The organism is Cohnella sp. WQ 127256, from assembly GCF_024519285.1.
Lineage (GTDB): Bacteria > Bacillota > Bacilli > Paenibacillales > Paenibacillaceae > Cohnella.
On record NZ_JAMZCY010000003.1, the window covers coordinates 295957 to 314414 of the forward strand.

The 18458-nt window shown below is 44.9% G+C and carries 13 protein-coding genes; 7 read left to right on the plus strand and 6 right to left on the minus strand.

The window, feature by feature from the left end; translation table 11 throughout:
- Positions 1–3 precede the first annotated feature (3 nt).
- From M1K58_RS11490 to M1K58_RS11500, 3 genes are read left to right on the plus strand one after another with little or no spacing between them, the layout of a single operon-like run.
- Positions 4–1638, plus strand: a complete 1635-nt coding sequence (locus M1K58_RS11490; protein ID WP_256758986.1) for a hypothetical protein — start codon at positions 4–6, stop codon at positions 1636–1638.
- A gap of 59 nt (positions 1639–1697) precedes the next feature.
- Complete coding sequence (locus tag M1K58_RS11495; protein ID WP_256758987.1) at positions 1698–4445, plus strand: formylglycine-generating enzyme family protein; 2748 nt, start codon at positions 1698–1700, stop codon at positions 4443–4445.
- Between the two features lie 11 nt (positions 4446–4456).
- A complete protein-coding gene (locus tag M1K58_RS11500; RefSeq protein WP_256758988.1) occupies positions 4457–6298 on the plus strand; it encodes an SGNH/GDSL hydrolase family protein in 1842 nt (613 codons plus the stop codon).
- 86 nt (positions 6299–6384) lie between these two features.
- On the opposite strand, the gene M1K58_RS11505 is transcribed toward M1K58_RS11500, so the two are convergent.
- From M1K58_RS11505 to M1K58_RS11530, 6 genes are read right to left on the minus strand one after another with little or no spacing between them, the layout of a single operon-like run.
- Positions 6385–7341 carry an SDR family oxidoreductase gene (locus tag M1K58_RS11505; RefSeq protein WP_256758989.1) on the minus strand — a complete coding sequence of 319 codons (957 nt, stop codon included), beginning with the start codon at positions 7339–7341 and terminating at the stop codon, positions 6385–6387.
- Positions 7326–8498: a glycosyltransferase gene (locus tag M1K58_RS11510; RefSeq protein ID WP_256758990.1), complete on the minus strand. Its 1173-nt coding sequence runs from the start codon at positions 8496–8498 to the stop codon at positions 7326–7328. Before M1K58_RS11510 ends, M1K58_RS11505 begins: the two co-directional genes overlap by 16 nt.
- 26 nt (positions 8499–8524) lie before the next feature.
- A complete protein-coding gene (locus tag M1K58_RS11515) occupies positions 8525–9808 on the minus strand; it encodes a nucleotide sugar dehydrogenase (RefSeq protein ID WP_256758991.1) in 1284 nt (427 codons plus the stop codon).
- A 15-nt stretch (positions 9809–9823) separates the two neighbouring features.
- Positions 9824–11356, minus strand: coding sequence for a glucosamine inositolphosphorylceramide transferase family protein (locus M1K58_RS11520; RefSeq protein WP_256758992.1), 1533 nt, complete (start codon positions 11354–11356; stop codon positions 9824–9826).
- Positions 11357–11388: 32 nt separating this feature from the next.
- Positions 11389–12924, minus strand: coding sequence for a lipopolysaccharide biosynthesis protein (locus M1K58_RS11525; RefSeq protein ID WP_256758993.1), 1536 nt, complete (start codon positions 12922–12924; stop codon positions 11389–11391).
- A 46-nt stretch (positions 12925–12970) separates the two neighbouring features.
- A complete protein-coding gene (locus M1K58_RS11530) occupies positions 12971–13810 on the minus strand; it encodes a glycosyltransferase family 2 protein (RefSeq protein WP_256758994.1) in 840 nt (279 codons plus the stop codon).
- A gap of 324 nt (positions 13811–14134) precedes the next feature.
- Between M1K58_RS11530 and M1K58_RS11535 the strand changes: the two genes are divergently transcribed.
- Genes M1K58_RS11535 through M1K58_RS11550 form a run of 4 tightly spaced genes read left to right on the plus strand, consistent with a single transcriptional unit; the run spans position 14135 to position 18436 of the window.
- Positions 14135–14818, plus strand: a complete 684-nt coding sequence (locus M1K58_RS11535; protein WP_372339152.1) for a sugar transferase — start codon at positions 14135–14137, stop codon at positions 14816–14818.
- A gap of 3 nt (positions 14819–14821) precedes the next feature.
- Complete coding sequence (locus M1K58_RS11540) at positions 14822–15934, plus strand: glycosyltransferase family 4 protein (RefSeq protein WP_256758996.1); 1113 nt, start codon at positions 14822–14824, stop codon at positions 15932–15934.
- On the plus strand, positions 15912–17069 hold the full coding sequence (locus M1K58_RS11545) for a glycosyltransferase family 4 protein (protein ID WP_256758997.1): 1158 nt from the start codon (positions 15912–15914) through the stop codon (positions 17067–17069). The genes M1K58_RS11540 and M1K58_RS11545 overlap by 23 nt, the downstream gene beginning before the upstream one ends.
- Positions 17066–18436, plus strand: a complete 1371-nt coding sequence (locus M1K58_RS11550; protein WP_256758998.1) for a sugar phosphate nucleotidyltransferase — start codon at positions 17066–17068, stop codon at positions 18434–18436. The genes M1K58_RS11545 and M1K58_RS11550 overlap by 4 nt, the downstream gene beginning before the upstream one ends.
- Positions 18437–18458: the final 22 nt, after the last annotated feature.

Here is an 18458-nt window from a genome sequence, read left to right on the forward strand (position 1 = left end):
GATTTGATTAAACAATCACAGAGAATAATAATGGCCAGTCTACTATCTTCTTTTACAGCGATCTATTCTCTTACAGATATTAGCTACTTATTCCTTTCGTTGCCTTCAGGTGTGTTGATTATTTTCGGAATATCGTATTATGCTCTGGGAAAGTTGGATTGGGAGGCCTACAAAGAGCAGTTTTTAAGATTTCGTCACTTTAAGCTCGTATTGGTTCTGACCGCATTGTCTCTGTTTGCCTACTGTAGTCGCATTAAGAGCACGCTACATGGATTCTTACCGAATTCTACTAATACCTATGTAGTTGTGGGGCTTCTCTTATTGTTGATCATGATTTTGACGATTAATTATTTTATGTTGTGGTATGTACTGGTTAGTAAGTATCTAAGAAAACTCATCTCCTTCGGGAAGAAGCTGGACCTGTTTGATCGTTCCCTGATTTATGGCTACATCATTCTCTTTGCTATTGTTAATCTCATTGTATTGCTTAGAACAAGTGCTTTTATTTTCCCTATGAGTGATGGGAGCATAGCCGGAGATGTCATCTTTAATACAGATACGGCAGAACTGCTGTATCCGATTGACGGATTTACTACCCCCAATTCGTCGGAGAACGACTTTAGGCAGCTACTGTTTGGAATTATCGGTTTTCCGCTATCTATGATTTGTACACCGCTAGCCTATGTCATTCAATTGTTTGTTGAATCGTCGGGGGCTCCAATCCCATTCGAAACCATTTATGGATATTTGATCTCGATCGGACAAGCGGGTATGTTCGCGATTAGCGCCATCTTGATTAAGAAAATGCTGAGTAAGGAGATGAACTTATCCTTTGCCAGGCTCTTTGCGGTCGTTTATTTGGTTTCATTCTCCACATTTATTTTCACAATGACCATTGAGCAATATGCACTATCTACGTTTACTCTCGTTATTTTCGTCTATTTGTTCGTGAGAAGAGCAGATGGGAGATCAGCATTAGTGGTAGCAGGTTCAACTCTAACGTCGTCATTCGCAATGCTTCCCCTTGTGGTGTTCGATAAGAAGGCTGACTGGAGAAGCTACTTGGTAAAGGCGTTTAAGATGATGTTTGCAACATTTTGCGTGATCGTGTTTTTCGGACAATTGTATGAGCTCTTAAGTGCAGTCCATCAATTGTTCGCATATTCGCAATATGCTTACGGGGAAAGTATTACCCAATGGGACAAGCTACTCTATTATGTTCAATTCATTCCTTCCCTGTTCATTGCGCCTGATTCTCTCATCGTTGATGGAATAATTTCCTCCGGTGAAGCAAGCGGATTTCAATATGTACTGGGAATTACGATTTTCTTATTATCCTGCCTTAGCCTCTCAAAGCTCAAACGTTCTAGGTTAGCTTTAATCAGTGTTTATTGGGTATTCATATCCTTATTGTTAATCGGAATTATTGGGTGGGGCGTGGTGGAACAGTCGTTTGTCTTGTATACCTCTTATTTCGCATGGGCATTCTTAATATCGCTTGCTTTGATCTTTAATGATCTCTTCAAAAATCGTCAGCAGTTCGGCAAAGTCGTATTGAGCTTAATTATATTAATATTAGTAGTTAGTAATTCGCTTATGATTACCGATTACGTAATGAAGGTTGGTAGCTTCAACTAACAGATGGGATCGCGATAGGGGAGATAGAGATGCTCGTTTGTAGAGGTCGAGGTCAACTCATGAAGATTATTGTTAGCCTATTTGTCCTCCTTATTACTGCACTTCCCCTCCATAACGGGAACTCTTATGCATATAGCTTGGATGCAACAACCTGTCCACAACAAATTGCAGGTCCTTCGCAGCCTTCTCAATTCTCAAATTGGCTACAGGCGATGAAGGAGTGGAGAGATAGTCAATTCGCCTCCATCCCTTACGATCCATCCAGCCCCAATTCCCCTTATGTAAGACCAGATTTGAAATGGACTCAGAGCAGCTTGATCCAAACGCAACTGATGATCGAGGATACGTACTTCTATGATCCAATCACTGACCGATATACGGTGGATAAATATTTGGATGACGTCAATAGCCGATATGGTGGAATTGATTCTGTGCTCCTATGGCCGGGATATCCGAACATTGGAATTGATGACCGTAATTTAGTGGATATGATTCGTGGGATGCCGGGGGGGATCGACGGTGTAACACGGATGATCTCGGACTTTCACGAACGCAATGTGAGGGTGCTGTTTCCGATATATCCTTGGGATAACGGAACCCGCATCCATAAGGACTATAGTGAGGCACTTACGAGGCTACTAGTGGATATAGGTGCAGATGGCATTAACGGCGATGTGATGTATGAATTGCCGAGAACTTATTGGGATCAAGGTCTTGCCTTGGGCAAAGCGCTCGCGTTAGAGCCGGAAAAGGGCTTGGAGGACAACCTGCAAGGGGTATCTCACAATACGATGAGCTGGGGGTATTGGTGCACGGACGTGTCGGATTCTAAAATTCCATATGTCAGCAAGAATAAATGGCTTGAGCCTCGACAAATGGTTCATGTCAATTCTCGTTGGTCCACCAACAAAATCGGAATGCTGCAATCTGCGTTTTTCAACGGGGTGGGGCTGGAAACCTGGGAAAATGTTTGGGGAATCTGGAACCAGATGACCGATAGGGATATGGAAGCCATCCGGCGAGTCGCGACAATCGAAAGAAAGTTCGCGAAGCTTTTGACGAGTCCAGAGTGGGAGCCGTTTACACCAACGGTTCAGCAATCGGATGTGTTTGCTAGTAAATTTCCCGACGTCGATCGCGACTTAGTGTTGTGGACATTGGTGAATCGGGGGAACGGGAATCTGAACGGGAATCAAATCAAAGTTCCCTATCAGCCTGGAACAACCTATTTCGATCTATGGCATGGAGAGCAGCTAATCCCTTCAATCCAGGGAACGAGCGCTACATTGAGCTTTGAAATAGAAGGTAGTGGGTTTGGCGCGATTCTATCTTATGAATCGACATTGGATTTGCCTAAAGACTTCTTTACGAAATTTATTCCATTGATGAAGAGCTACTCCCAAAAGCCGTTGAGTCGTTATTCCGATAGTCTTACCTTCCTTCCACAGAAGATAACGCTTATCCCACCGACAGTGCCTGCGTCTAGTACACCTGGTCGAATGGTTTATATTCCAGGCGGAGAGTACGACTTCGAGGTGATCGGAACGGAAATCGAGGGAGGGGAGTATCGGAATGATGTTCAATATCCATGGGAAAGTCAGCCTTCCAGAAGCCATCGGCAGATGTTAACGATTAGACCCTATTATATCGATATATATAATGTAACGAATTCCGAATTTAGGGAATTTATCGTTGCCACGAAATATAAGCCGAACGATAGTGATAACTTTCTTAAGCATTGGGTGAACGGAACGTACCCAGCCGGCTGGGGAAACAAGCCAGTTGTATGGATTTCGATCGAAGATGCCCGGGCATATGCGCAATGGAAAGGGAAGCGATTGCCACATGAATGGGAATGGCAGTTAGCGGCCCAAGGCAAGGACAGCCGGCTTTATCCTTGGGGGAATATCTTCAAATCATCTGTGGTCCCTGTTCCAGCTAAAGGTCGCTCGTTGACTTCACCCGATACGGTTGATGCGCATCCTCTAGGGGCAAGTTCATACGGGGTTATGGATCTTGTCGGAAACGTATGGCAATGGACGGATGAATATACGGACGAGCATACTCGCACAGCCGTGCTACGTGGGGGAAGCTATTATTCGCCTCAAGGCTCCAAATGGTATTTTCCACAAGCTTATGAGCTGAATAAACATAGCAAATATTTGTTGATGTCACCGGGACGAGACCGCTCTGGGACTATCGGCTTTAGATTAGTTCAGGATGTTGGGACACCATCTCGTCATGAGCGAACGAATAGTTTGCCTATCACTGAGCCCGAATTGCCCTACCGAATAGCTGCAACTCCTAATCATGTTCATCTATCGGATGAAGGGAAGACGGATTGGGTGCATTGGGGGGCAAAGGTTGACCGTAAGAACGGAGTGACTCAACAAATCCAATATACGATACTAGGCAAGAGCGTGCCCTATTCGGACAATTACATTCAATATAGCTGGGTGAATGGAACTCATTCGATTAACGATGTCAAGAACGATGGGGGTCTGTTCGCTCCAGGTGAAGGCAATGGGTTTAAGCTTCAGCTTCCCGCCGATCAAACCGAGCAAATACTGAAATTGTATGTGGGTGCGTACAGAGCGCAGGGGGAACTAACGGTAGCGTTGAGCGATGGGACGATATTAGGGTCAGATCGCTCTATAGATAATGCCTCAGATGTGGAGAACGGGATGTACACCATTTCTTATAAAGGAAATCGCGCAGGACAAAGCTTGATCGTAACCTATACCTTGCACGAGGACTATGGAGATGGCAACGTTACATTACAGGCCGCTGCGCTAACAAGACCATGAGGAGATGAGGAATGATGACTGAACTAATGCCCACGCAAGACTTCGGGTACAACTTGTCGGCCATTACGAATGTTTCGGTGAAAGCGAAAACCCGGACAGGAATAACTCGTATTCTATGCCTAGGGGATTCCATTACTCGAGGAGTATACAGCTCAAATGAGACGACCCAATCATGGGTCGCCCAGTTATACTCACTGATCACAGAAGCTTATGGTGATGCAGGAATTGGCTGTATTGCAGCTCGGGAAGGGAGTCCGCTTATTGGTCAGCCGAATGCGGCATCCGGGTTGAATGGACAGCCTAAACGCGTACAGTTTGTAACGGCTTCGACTGGTTTACCTTTTACGGGTACACGTGTACTCGGGGGATTTTGCGGGGAATATATTCGACATGCTAGTGGTGATGAAATCCGTTATATGAACGTGGACTGTAGTAAGTTCACTTTGCTGTACATGGATTGCAACGGCTCTAACGGCGGAAAATGCAGCGTCTATGTAGATGGAGTAGCCGTACAGACTAACATTGGTGACAATTCGGTTAGTTCAGATACTCCTCGAGTGCTTTCGTTTACTGTCACACCGGGCACTCATACGATAGGAATACGTGCGACTAGCGGCAATTTCAATACAGCAGGGATAGTCGTCGAGAAAAATTTCCCTAGTATTCTCTTAAGCCGTGTCGGAATAGAAGGCTGGAACGCTAACGATTGGGCGATTAACAATCCGGCTGCCTCATGGCAGAAAGCCCCTCAAGATCTGGTTATCCTTGCACTAGGTGCTAATGATGTGGAGGATTACGTAGCGGGCACTTTCAAAACGCATATGGGTACGATAATTAGTGGGTTTCAAGCGACAGGAACGCCGGTGCTACTATATGTGACGCAACCTCCAGGCGAAGGCTGGGGAAATTGGGGAAGCTGGCCTAACTTTGTAGCGGTTATGTATGAACTGGCGAACCAATACGATTGCGCGCTTATCGATGGGTATCAGGCTTGGTTCTCTAATTATGAAGCCGCGCACGTGCAAGGGTTGTACGGAATTCATCCCCTGGATTATAGCGGAGGCTCTGGCAGTGATGCCATTCATCCGGGAGATGTCGGTTACAGGTATATCGCCCAAACGGTATATCGAACCCTCTCGAACGCCATGAATTGTCCGATTGGCGAAACGGAACTGAGCGGAAATATTGGAGGTTGCGTCATTCGTTCTCCAAGTGGAGTACCGTTTACTCTCACGGTTTCAGATACTGGGGTGCTTGCGACAGCGCACCGTACGCTAGCCTATGATTTGTTCGATCGCGCGGATAGCGTAACCTCGATGGGGACTGCGAATACGGGTCAGACTTGGACAGCGTATAACGGCACTTGGGGAATCATAAGCAACGAAGCGTATAATGTTTCCGAACAGAAGTCGACGAACCTAGCAGTTGCGATATCTGACGTCGGGTCAGCAAATTTTTTTGTTTCTTGCAAAGTCAAAGGGGATCACACGAGTAATTCGAATTACTACTCCCCTGGAATTACTTTTCATCATATCAATGCGACTGATTACTTGCGTGTACAGTTGCAATACGACGGGATTTGGCTCTATAAAAGGGACAACTCTACAGGAACGGTTGTGCTCGCGTCCAAGAATATTCCACTAATGAATGGTGTGTATTACAAAATCGGGATCAGAGCGGGAGGAAATCGCATCTCGGTGTTCAAGGATGATGTTCTCATCATAGATCATACTCTCTCTCCGGAATTGTTCGCACAGTTTGGTTCCTCTCGCGGTGTCGGATTTTACTTGACGATCCTGGGCTCTCCTTCTGTAAAAGCCAGATGGGACAACCTGATCGTGGAACCTCTCTAAAGCAAAGAAAAATGTCTCCAGTAACCTCTTAGCAGAGGGACTGGAGACATTTTTTTGATTTCCCTAACGGAGCAAACTAGCCAAAATTAATAGGATGCCACACGAGTGAGTTGCTGTGTGTACCATTTAATGGAGCTCTCTAATCCCTGTGCTACAGTAACATCCGGATAATAACCTAAGTTGGTCGTCGCTAAGCCAATGTCGGCCAGACTATTCTGAACGTCTCCCGTACGCTTTTCCACATAATTCGGCTTTACGCTTTTTTCAAGCATTAGACATAGCTTATCGTATAGCTCATTAATAGAAATCCGATCGCCGCAAGCAACATTATACACTTTACCGCAGGCGTCACTTGGAGCTTCACTTGCCCTTAGATTAGCTTGAACGACATTATCGATATATGTGAAGTCTCTAGACTGCTCGCCATCTCCATGAATGACAGGGCCTTCGTTGTTGAGGAGAGATTTGATAAATTTGGGAATGACGGCTGCGTAAGGTGAATCAGGGTCTTGTTTGGGTCCGAATACGTTAAAGTACCTCAGCGAGATGGTTTCCAAGCCGTAAACCTTATGAAAGACCGAAGCATAGAATTCCGTTACTAACTTCGTAACCGCATAGGGGGATAGAGGCAGAACATTCATCGTTTCCACTTTAGGCATTACTTCGCTGTCTCCATAGGCAGAAGATGAGGAAGCGAGTATGATTCTTTTGACATGATTATCCCTAGCAGCTATGAGGATATTCAACGTGCCGTTCACGTTATTCTCGTGGGAATGAAGAGGACTAGATACAGATCGTGGAACGGATCCTATAGCGGCTTGGTGGAAGATGTAGTCCATGTTGGTCGCTGCCATCTGACATAGCTCAAGATCGCGGATATCTCCTTCGAATAATTCGATTCGATTGCCAAACTCTTGTAGGTTCTCTCTTTTCCCTGTTGAGAAATTGTCTAGCACGCGAACCTCATGATTGGCTGCAAGTAAAGCTTCTACTAAATTTGATCCGATAAAGCCTGCACCGCCAGTAACTAAACATTTTGCCATTGGGATCTCTCCTGTTTCATCGTATATTTTCCGTTCAATTGAAGCGATTGAACATATAACTCATGCAACTCTAGAAATCGATCTTCTCTTCCAAAGTGTTCATTGACCCTCTTGAGTCCTCGCTCGCCAAACTCACTTCTCTTCCGTTCATCTCGAATGAATTCCAGTAAAGCATCTGCTAATAGATCCTCTCTTCCAGAAGGGACGATATATCCGGTTTCGCCATCGACGACAGCTTCCGCGTTGCCACCCACATCCGTAGCTACCATAGGTTTGCTTGCAGCCATCGCTTCGAGGATCGAGTTGGAAAACCCCTCTTGGATGGAAGAGAGCACACTAATATCGATCCCAGCCATCAACTCGGCAATATCATTGCGCAGACCAAGAAATCGGACTTGATCCTGGATATCCAGCTGCTTAGTGAACTCCTGTAGCCTCTCCCGCAACTCTCCATCACCAATGATCACGAATGTCACGTTGCTGACTTGATCCAGAATAAGTCTCGCCGCTCTGAAGAAGGTCCAATGATCCTTGACCTCCTTCAGACTGGCCACGATGCCAACGGTGATCTGATTGCCATCGATACCGAGCTGCTGTTTCATTGCCTCGGGAGGAATACCATTGGCATATCGGTTAACATCGATTCCGTTATAGATGACTTTGATCTTGCCGTTATTGGCAAACCGTAAATGCTTGGCATAGTAATTCCGAACGGCTTCCGAGTTAACGAGGATATGATCAGTAAATCTCTCCAATACACTGTCGACAAACAGGTGGAAGCTCGATTTCCACCAGCTATCTACGCTTCTTTCCGCAGCGATAATGACTGGAGTGCGCGCCAAGATTCCGGCAATTCTGGCCCATACATTATTCAAATAGGAATGTACGATTGCTATTCGATGTTGTCTGAGGAATCGAGATAATCGCCATACGATTGCTAAATCGTATTTCGAGCGTTTGTGAATATCGATTACGCGCGCACCTGCGCTAATAAATTGTTCCTTTAAGCTCATTTTGTCGCGGCTTAAGGAGCATACGTAAACTTCATAGATATTCCTGTCCAAGTACATTATGGTTTCCAATACCTGCTTCTCAGCGCCCCCGATAATCAATTGGGGGAGGACGTATAAAATCTTGATCTTGTCAAAGTGGTTCATCTCTATTCCTCCGAATCCTAAGGTCTCTAGAGGCGGCGAAGGGTAATGTTCTTCGGGCATCCATCAACCTTCAGTGTGCTTTTCACATCGATGACGATCCCATGGGTGTTCCTGAGCAAAGATACGATGCCATTCCAACCCATGGAAACAAATTCATTATGCGGTACAGCAACGATGACGGCGTCGTTCGAGCAATAAACGCTCTCCATCGTTTTAAGTTGAATGCCATACTCTTGCATGGCTTCTTCAGCATTGGCGAAAGGGTCGATCACGTTAACCTCTACTCCGTAATCCTTTAATTCCTTGATAATATCGATGACCTTCGTGTTTCTAATATCAGGAACGTTCTCCTTGAAGGTCAGCCCTAATACCGCTACTTTGGAGCCTTGTACAGGGATGTCTCTCAGAATCATCTGCTTAACAAGGGTTGTGGCGACATATTGGCCCATTCTGTCGTTGACACGGCGACCAGCGAGAATGACTTCGGGGTGGTACCCGACACTTTCGGCTTTATAAGTTAAGTAATAGGGATCGACACCGATACAGTGTCCACCGACTAGACCAGGCTTGAAGTTCAGAAAATTCCATTTTGTACTGGATGCTTCCAGTACTTCCGTGGTATCGATACCTAATCGTTCGAAAATAATGGCTAATTCGTTCATTAAAGCTATGTTGATGTCACGCTGTGTATTCTCTATGACCTTAGCCGCTTCAGCTACTTTGATTGAGCTTGCTCGAAAGATCCCAGCGTCTACGACGGAGCCATAAACATCGGCGATCAATTCTAAGCTTTCCTCATCCTGACCGGATACGACCTTCGTAATCGTTTTGAACGTGTGTTGCTTATCCCCGGGATTGATGCGTTCGGGCGAGTAACCGATTTTGAAGTCCTTACCTGCTATCAATCCAGAATGACGCTCCAGAATTGGAATGCAAATTTCTTCAGTTGTGCCAGGGTAGACGGTGGATTCGTATACGACGACCGTCCCCTTTCGTAAATGATTGCCGACTGTCTCTGATGCTTTAATTAAAGGTGTTAGATTTGGCTTCTTAGCATGATCAATTGGAGTAGGGACTGCGACGACAATAAACCTACATTCCTCTAGTCGAGTAGGATCCGTCGTGAATTGAATCCGGGAAGCTCTAAGTTCCGCCAATCCAACTTCACCGGTGTGGTCAATTCCTTGAATTAGCGCATTAACCCGTTGCTCATTAGTATCGAAGCCGATTGTGGTATACTTCTCACCAAATGCATTCGCTAATGGCAAACCTACATAACCCAATCCGACAACGCCAATCGTTTCATTCATCTGATATCACCTCTTTCATCGTTTTCTTAATACATCTACAAATCGAAACTCTTCTGTTTCCGTATAGGTGTGTATGCCGGCAATCTGATGATCTTCTGAAGGTCCTAGGCGACTAACTGGCTTCTCACGATAGGTTCTTTCGTTAAGCTCGATGATTTCATTGAAGTTAATTGCTTCTCCGTAGTAATGTTCTGAGTATTGGGATAGCCTGTATCTCTTACCGTCCTTTACATAAATCGGGCCAGCCATTCTTGAGCGCCTAATGTCCGTATGGATCGGGTTCTGGGGATGGGAGGTCCATTCGTCCGCGAACAAATCGGTTGTGGAATACAGATATAGGTTCGAGTTATGGCCCTCACTCCCGGTGGAATGGCTTGTAAATAGCCAATAGCGGTCCTCAGAATAAAATAAAGTGCTATCCGCGCAGTCTTTTCCTTGCATTAGTCGTCTTTCAAGTGTCCATTGATCAGGAAACCTTAGACAGCGATAGAGTCGTAAAGAGCGATCTTGGCTCGTTTCTGGCAACATATAATATTGATTCTCGATACGAAATACTTGCGGATACGATAAGTGAAAGGGCTCGACGATAATTTTCTCGTAAAGCTTCAGAGTGCCGTCGGATCGGACTTCCGCTGCAGATAGATGTGCTGTCTTAGATAGTCGGTAGGGATAGTCTTCGTAGAATACATAACTTTTCCCCTCATGATTAACTACGAAGGGATCTGCCCACTCCGTATAAAGAGGGATCTGCAATCGCCGGTAGGAGGATAGGTCGTAGAGGTCCATATTTCGCTGGGCGTACATTAACTCCCACTTCGGAGGAGCTTTGAATCTGTCGATCGCGTATTTTAGGTTTCGATCTAAGCTGGGGGAGATGCTGATCGGATGCTGTTGAGGCTTAACTGAACCTCCAAGCTTCTTTTGTTTTGAATGCTCTGAACTAATGGAAAGTGCCTTATGTAAGAGCTCAGGAATGACGTAGGGAAGAACTGAGCAAAGATTGTTCAATATCCAGCTATTGGATCTTGCGATTGTCGTACTAATATCTTGCGCGAAGACACCGTAGACGCTTTCGTATTCGAACAGCGCAAGTCCGCTACCAGGCTCCGTATAGTCAAAGTTGTTCAGATCTTGAGGTGAATTTAAGTAGGCTGCTTGAACGGTTAAAATTGCGATGCCGCACTGGTGTGTCCTAAGATTGGTAAGCATCAACTCAGGCAACGGACCGATTAAGGAAAGTACCTGATCGATTTGATTATATCGGGTATTATTTTCCCTAGATGTTCGCTCCGTGAGATGACGGATATCCATCGGCTTGAAGGCGTTCCTGTTCCCTTTGCCGAGCACTTTCTTGATCTTGGAAGGAAGCTTGTCAATGGATCTTCCGATCATACCGTCGCATGAGAATATCCCTTTAACCGGATGGTTCGGAATGACGACGATATGAACATCTTGCCCCGGATTTGCTACGAGATTTGAGAGGGTATCATATATCCACTTTGGAACAATTAATCCACTAACGATAATGGCTAAAGTCTTTCTTTTCATGCTCATCACCTTCTTAATTAGTCAGAATCGTATTAATGTTCAGAAATCTGTTGGTTTGTCCTGATCTTAGAGCTCACCATCGTTCTGACACGATTCACGATATCCCGTGCTGCATCTCGTTCCAGTAAGGCGTTACCGCCAAAAATGATGACAAAAGACCAAATGAAAATAGTTACTCCCCATAAGAAAAGTTGGAATAGGTTGGCTGCCCCGATCGGCATGACCAAGAGCGGGACAGCCGCGATCAAGGCCAGTAAGGCATTGCGTAATGCCTTACGTAAGGTCAACAGGGGTGAACGCTTGAGGATGTGAATGGACGCATACCTCACGAAGTCAATTGTTCGGTAGGTATAAGAACAGATCGCCCCGAGGAGAACCCCCTCCATTCCGAAAAGGTAAATAAAGAGGATGGACATCACTACGTTAATTCCTGCTTCTATCAAAGAGCGATTCCTTGTTTGCTTGAAGTGACCAGCAGCGTAGACAACCGTTTTGAATAACTCACGAACATTTTGTAGCACTCCTACGACAATGAACATTATGACCAGAGTTGGCCGTAAGTAATTTGCATCCGTAAAACCCGAAGTATAGAGTTTGATAAAAGGAATCAATAGTAGGAACGTTGTTGTATATAAGCAGGAGATAATGAGAAAGTAGGAAAATTCTATGCTAGCAAAGCTTCTCTTGAGTATTGAGCTCTCGTTCTTAGCGATAACATCTCCAAGTCCAGCCAGCATTCCGTCGCATAAGCCCGATATTAAAGTGATGACTCCGGATACAACCATGCTGTACACGGCAAATACGCTTACTTCTTTTAGTCCGCAGAATAATGTGATCAGTAGAATCGGCGAATTAACAATCACCAAGCCGGTAATTTGATGAACGAAAGCATCTTTACGTTGTCCTATCGCTTGTTTGTTAGGTTCCGAATGATAATTGAAGCTCGAATATCTCTTATAGATATAGGTCCTTAACAGCGCAACTCTTAAAGCAATGACGATGATTGCTGCGGCGGTCACGACAACAATGCTAAAGCCAGAGTAGATCAAGATGATGTTAATCCCGGCAGTTAACACCATGCTTATCATTTGAATGTAAGTAAATATGTAGCCTTTCTGATCTGCGGTTAGAAGTACGTAATATTTCCCGATGAGCGCTAGATCCACCAAACTCGTCATTCCTAGCAGCAGCACCATAAGAAGAGAAGTGATGGGGTCCACGTGTTTAGATATGATAAAGGGATACAAGACGGACACGACGATTATTAACACGAGGAAAATATAGCCGGCGCGTTTGAATAAAACTCTCGAAGCGGATAAAATTCCATTCACCGCCCCCTGATCCTTGTTGGACAAGGGGGTATATAAGGTAGAGATCGAAGCGTTCCGGACTCCACCTTCTACAATCATGAGATAAGCAAGGAGATTTCTAATAGAAGAAATCATTCCGTTAACCTCAGAACCGTAAGTTGAGATGAATAGCCGGGGCATGATAAGACCTAGTAAAAATGCAGTGAATTGCATCAGTACACTTGTAGCAAAATTGTGAATCGCTCTTTTCGTCCGCATGGTGCGCTCTGATCCTCCAATTCTCCGTAAACCAAGAAAAACTATTCTACTGAATTGAGAAATACCCCTTCGTTCTTCCCGACAACGAATTGTAGTAGTAGATCGCTTTTCTTCTATTAAATTGTAATAACGAAACGACTATGCCACCGAGAGGTCTTGCAAAAAAGTACAGTGCCTGGTGAAGCGGGTAAGCGTTCAACCTAAGCACACGTCCAAATCCACAACCATAAGCGTAAACTTTGCGGTTTTGCTGCTCTGAATAGATCAACATTGGAGCGGGATGACCGATGACCAGTTCGGGAGTATAGTAAATTCGGAAATGGCGTTCAATGGCTTGAAGCAAGAAGTCAGTTTCCTCGCCGGAGCCGAATGGAGTACCTGAGCCTACGCCAAGCGAAGTATTATATCGTATGCCGGATTCAATCAGATTCCTGCGAATGAAGATGGCGCAGGAAATCCCCATTCGCCATACGGATCTTCTGTTGATCGTCCCCGCTGTAGGGGATGGATTTCCGATCACGGTTTCATTGTCGTCTCTGCAAAGTCCACTTATTCCGTCCATTTCAGGATGAGCTCTGAGATAAGTAACAACTTGTTGTAAGACTTCGGCAGAATACCAGCAATCGTCATCCGGGAACGCAATGATCTCCCCCTCACTGTGCTCGAGCCCATTATTTCGTGCAATGGAAAGCCCTTTCGGAGAAGTAACATGCTTAATCGTGAACTCCGATTCATATTGTTTAATTAAGCCGGTAAGACGATCATCCTCATTCTGATCGACAATGATGACTTCATAATTACGATAGCTTTGGCTTCGCAAGCCATGAAAGAACCTTTCAAGAGGCTCCACTCTATCCAAAGTCGATAGAACCAGGGATATCTTCATAGGAACAAACTCCTTCCAAATCATGAACTCCATTCAAATCCTCATTATTTAAATGTAACAATTCGTATCATAACACAATGACACTAATTGTATCAATACCTCTTATTTTATTTTGAAAACAAGTCGATATTATTCGAAAACATGATTAAATAAGGCTTTTTTTAATCTTGACACGATACATATTGTAGCTTAAAGTTAGGTGTACGAAGAGAGCTTGCGCACTCATCTTTTCATTAAGTGATACTTATTGTATCTTTTTGGCTGGTGATGTTCTTATTTTGATAGGAAAAGAAAGGTGAGTGCATGGGAACAAATATGGAGAAAATGAGATTAGACTCAGTAGAATGGCCGGGTACAATCAGGGCGGCTGCTCGGCCGATCAAGGCTGCTTTTCCACTACATTACATATCCAAGCGAATCATAGATGTTATAGGGGCATTTAGTGGACTCGTATTGCTAGCTCCCCTATTCCTAGTGATCACGGTGATCATCAAGATTAGCGATCCTAAAGGTAGCGTATTGTTTCAACAACAACGGATTGGACATCAGTATCAAATGTTCGGAATGTTAAAGTTCCGATCCATGGTCCATAACGCGGAGAAAATATTGAAGGACAACAAGCCACTATTCGCAAAGTACGTAGCCAACAATTACAAGCTTGAAGGGGATGAAGATCCTCGGATTACGAGAATAGGTAAATTTATTCGAAGAACGAGCTTGGATGAGCTGCCCCAACTGATAAATGTATTGCGGGGGGAGATGAGCTTAGTAGGTCCTCGGCCGATCATCTATGAAGAGCTTGAGGAGTATGGGGAGCAGTCCTTCGACTTCTTATCCGTCAAGCCTGGAGTAACCGGCTATTGGCAGATTAAGGGCCGAAGCAACGTCGGTTATCCGGAGCGGAAAGATCTGGAGCTTCATTATGTATACAACCAATCCCTTCGCCTTGACTTCTATATTCTCTTTAAGACGATCCTGTTGGTGTTGTTTCAAAAGGGAGCGTATTAACTCATGCTGACGATAGACGTTAGAATGATTAATCATTCCGGGATCGGTACGTATATTCGGCAATTGGTGCCGCTAGTGATAGAGAAGCTCCCTAACGTTAAAATCTGCCTCATCGGTTCGCCGAATCATCTTTCTCAATGGATTGAGCCTTACAAGGAACGGGTTGTTATTCGTTCAGTTGATGCCGAAGTGTATTCCCTGAAGGAGCAATGGGCGATGCATCGGGCGATTCCGCAAGAAACAACGCTGCTGTGGACGCCGCATTATAACATTCCGCTTTTCTATAAAGGAAAGCAACTCGTAACTGTACACGACGTATTTCACCTCGCGATGCGTCGTTTTGTTAAAGGCATTCATAAGCAATGGTATGCAAAGATAATGTTCCAAGCGGTTCATCGCAAAGCACAGGATATTATTAGCGTTTCGAATTTTACCAAATATGAATTTGAGAAATGGGTCGGTGTTACCCCCAAACTCAAGACGATATACAATGGCATCGATCAAAGCTGGTATGAGATCGAGGGAAAAGCCGTAGTTGTACAAGGGAGTAACGAACAAGTTCCCTATTTCTTGTACGTTGGCAACGTGAAGCCGCACAAGAATGTATCTGTGCTCATACGTGCATTCCGATTACTTGCGGATCGGCTCCCGCATAGACTCATTATCGTAGGCAAGAAGGAAGGCTTCATGACGGAGGATGAGTCGGTTTTTCGAGAGATGACTTCCTTGAAAGATCGAATAATTTTTACGGGCTTTGTGGAAGAGGAAAAGCTCCATCAATACTACGCACAAGCAACGGCATTTATTTTCCCTTCCCTGTATGAGGGCTTCGGATTTCCACCACTGGAAGCAATGGCTGCAGGCACTCCCGTCATTGCTTCAACGTCAGGGTCTTTACCGGAAGTATGCGGAGATGCGGCACTTTATTTTACGGCCGATAATGAAGCGGAGTTGGCTAGTGCAATGCTGCGAGTTTCGAGCGACGAAGAGCTTAAGATCAGCTTACGCGAACGGGGCAATGTAAGGGCGAGGCAGTATCATTGGTCAGATTGTGCGGAACGGACAGCGATTCTTATTAAAGAGGTGATCGACGGTGAAAGTCGCAATTATTCATGAGTGGCTAGATACATACGCAGGCTCCGAACGTGTGCTGGAGCAATTGTTACTCCTGTACCCGGAAGCGGATTTATATACGACAGTTGACTTCTTGAATGCGAACAACCGCGCGTTCATCGGGGATCGCAAAGTATTTACCTCGTTTATTCAGCGGCTTCCATTCGCCCGAAGAAAATTCAGGATGTTTCTTCCTTTGATGCCGCTAGCCGTCGAGCAATTCGATCTGACTGGATACGATCTCATTCTTTCCAGTAATCATGCCGTTGCCAAAGGCGTCATTACGGGACCGGACCAAATGCACATTTCCTATGTGCACACTCCGATTCGGTACGCTTGGGATATGCAGCATCAATATTTGAAGGAATCGGGCTCGGGAAAAGGATTGAAGGGATGGATGACCCGATATTTCCTCCATCAGTTGAGATTGTGGGATACTCGAACCGCGTTCGGTGTGAATCATTTTATCGCTAACTCGCAATATATTTCTCGGAGAATCTGGAAGGTTTACCGCAGGGAATCCAAGGTCATCTATCCGCCGGTAGATGTTGAGAAGTTTCAATGCGAAACCGACAAGGAAGACTTTTATTTTACGGCTTCAAGAATGGTTCCTTATAAAAGAATGGATATCATTGTTGAAGCCTTCACCCAGATGAAAGATAAACGTCTAATTGTGATTGGTGATGGATCAGATTTCAAGAAAATTGCCGCTAAAGCAGGACCCAATGTTGAATTACTAGGTTATCAGCCATTAGAAGTGCTGAAATCGTACATGAGTCGGGCAAAGGCTTTTGTATTTGCAGCCGAAGAAGATTTCGGGATTACTCCAGTGGAGGCACAAGCTTGCGGAACTCCGGTAATCGCCTTTGGCAAAGGAGGCGCATTGGAAACAGTCAGAACAGAGTCGGATGGAAAGCCTACGGGATTATTTTTCTACGAGCAATCCCCTCAATCGATTATCGATGCGGTTCTCCGTTTTGAAGAGACGCAACACCTGTTCTTGCCGATTTTTTGCCGGAGAAATGCGGAACGGTTTTCTGAGGAAAGATTTCGCATGGAAATGAGAGAATTTATTTCTGAGTGCCACTTGGAAGAGACGAATAACCGTGATCTCCTACAGAAGGTTGGGATGAAATGAAGCTAGTGTTATTGTCCGGAGGATCGGGCAAGAGACTGTGGCCGTTGTCGAATGATAGCAGATCTAAGCAATTTCTTAAAGTGCTTCTTAACGACGAGGGTGAACGGGAGTCGATGGTTCAGCGGGTATGGAGACAACTCGGTACGGCAGGCCTACAGCCCTCAACATATCTTGCGACCAACGACAGCCAGTTCGAGGTGTTACGCAACCAATTAGGCAATCAATTGCGACTGATCGTAGAGCCGGAACGTCGGGATACTTACCCTTCCATCTTATTGGCAGCCTCTTATTTATACTCCATGGAAGAGACCGATTTGGATGAAGTGATTATTATTATGCCGGTTGACCCATACGTAGACGCCCCTTTCTTTGAGAGGCTAAAACAACTAGAAACAGCATTGAATGAATCTCAAGCTGCAATCGTGTTAATGGGAGTACAGCCAACTCATCCATCTGAGAAATACGGATATATCATTCCGGGTGAACAAGGTGATGAAGCTCAGGACTGGAGAAAAATTCAACTCTTCCATGAGAAGCCCTGCACGGAACAAGCGATGGAATTCATAGAGCAGCAAGCGATGTGGAATTGTGGAGTGTTTGCTTTAAGATTAAGAACCCTTATTGAATTGTTACTGGATCAGGATCTTCCAGTTCAATATCAATTGCTTCTCGAACAATACCATTGGCTACCGAAGATTAGTTTCGATCGTGCAGTCGTAGAAAAAAACAAACAGGTTGCGGTCATATCCTATACTGGCTTCTGGAAGGATCTTGGAACGTGGAATACGTTAACGGAAGAAATATCTGATTCGATTATCGGCAAAGGGATCATTAGCGATGATTGCACGAATACGCATCTAGTAAACGAATTAGATATTCCGGTTGCTGTGATCGGCTTAACAGATATCATTGTCGCTGCAGGTCCAGATGGCATTATCGTGGCTAGCAAGTGTGCGACACCAGGGATTAAACAATGGGTAGAGCAAATAGAACAGAGCCCGAAGTATGAAGAGTTAAGCTGGGGGCATTACCGGATTATTGATCAAACAGAGACACAGAACGGGAGTAGAACGATTACCAAGAGAGTGCATATGTTCGCGGAGAAAAACAAGAGGGATCAGCTCCCTGAATCCCACCACGAAATATGGACGATTTTATCCGGAAGTGGAGTACTAGTCAACGGAAATCAAATTATGGAAATTACCGCGGGTCATGTCATTTCCATGAATGCAAATAGCTCATACAATCTTTATTCCAACCAAGAGATCGAAATGATCGTCACGCAAACAAGTGAGGACTTGAGGGGAGAACTGGTGGATAGAAAGTTCAACCCCTCAGAAATATTATCCAGATCAGGAACGGCATGATCAAGAGTTCTACTAAAGAAGG

Bases quoted from the DNA above. Each gene is read 5' to 3' on its own strand.
- M1K58_RS11495 (WP_256758987.1), top strand. From the start codon at position 1,698: ATGAAGATTATTGTTAGCCTATTTGTCCTCCTTATTACTGCACTTCCC.
- M1K58_RS11500 (WP_256758988.1), top strand. From the start codon at position 4,457: ATGATGACTGAACTAATGCCCACGCAAGACTTCGGGTACAACTTGTCG.
- M1K58_RS11505 (WP_256758989.1), bottom strand. From the start codon at position 7,341: ATGGCAAAATGTTTAGTTACTGGCGGTGCAGGCTTTATCGGATCAAAT.
- M1K58_RS11510 (WP_256758990.1), bottom strand. From the start codon at position 8,498: ATGAACCACTTTGACAAGATCAAGATTTTATACGTCCTCCCCCAATTG.
- M1K58_RS11515 (WP_256758991.1), bottom strand. From the start codon at position 9,808: ATGAATGAAACGATTGGCGTTGTCGGATTGGGTTATGTAGGTTTGCCA.
- M1K58_RS11520 (WP_256758992.1), bottom strand. From the start codon at position 11,356: ATGAAAAGAAAGACTTTAGCCATTATCGTTAGTGGATTAATTGTTCCA.
- M1K58_RS11525 (WP_256758993.1), bottom strand. From the start codon at position 12,924: ATGCGGACGAAAAGAGCGATTCACAATTTTGCTACAAGTGTACTGATG.
- M1K58_RS11530 (WP_256758994.1), bottom strand. From the start codon at position 13,810: ATGAAGATATCCCTGGTTCTATCGACTTTGGATAGAGTGGAGCCTCTT.
- M1K58_RS11535 (WP_372339152.1), top strand. From the start codon at position 14,135: ATGAGATTAGACTCAGTAGAATGGCCGGGTACAATCAGGGCGGCTGCT.
- M1K58_RS11540 (WP_256758996.1), top strand. From the start codon at position 14,822: ATGCTGACGATAGACGTTAGAATGATTAATCATTCCGGGATCGGTACG.
- M1K58_RS11550 (WP_256758998.1), top strand. From the start codon at position 17,066: ATGAAGCTAGTGTTATTGTCCGGAGGATCGGGCAAGAGACTGTGGCCG.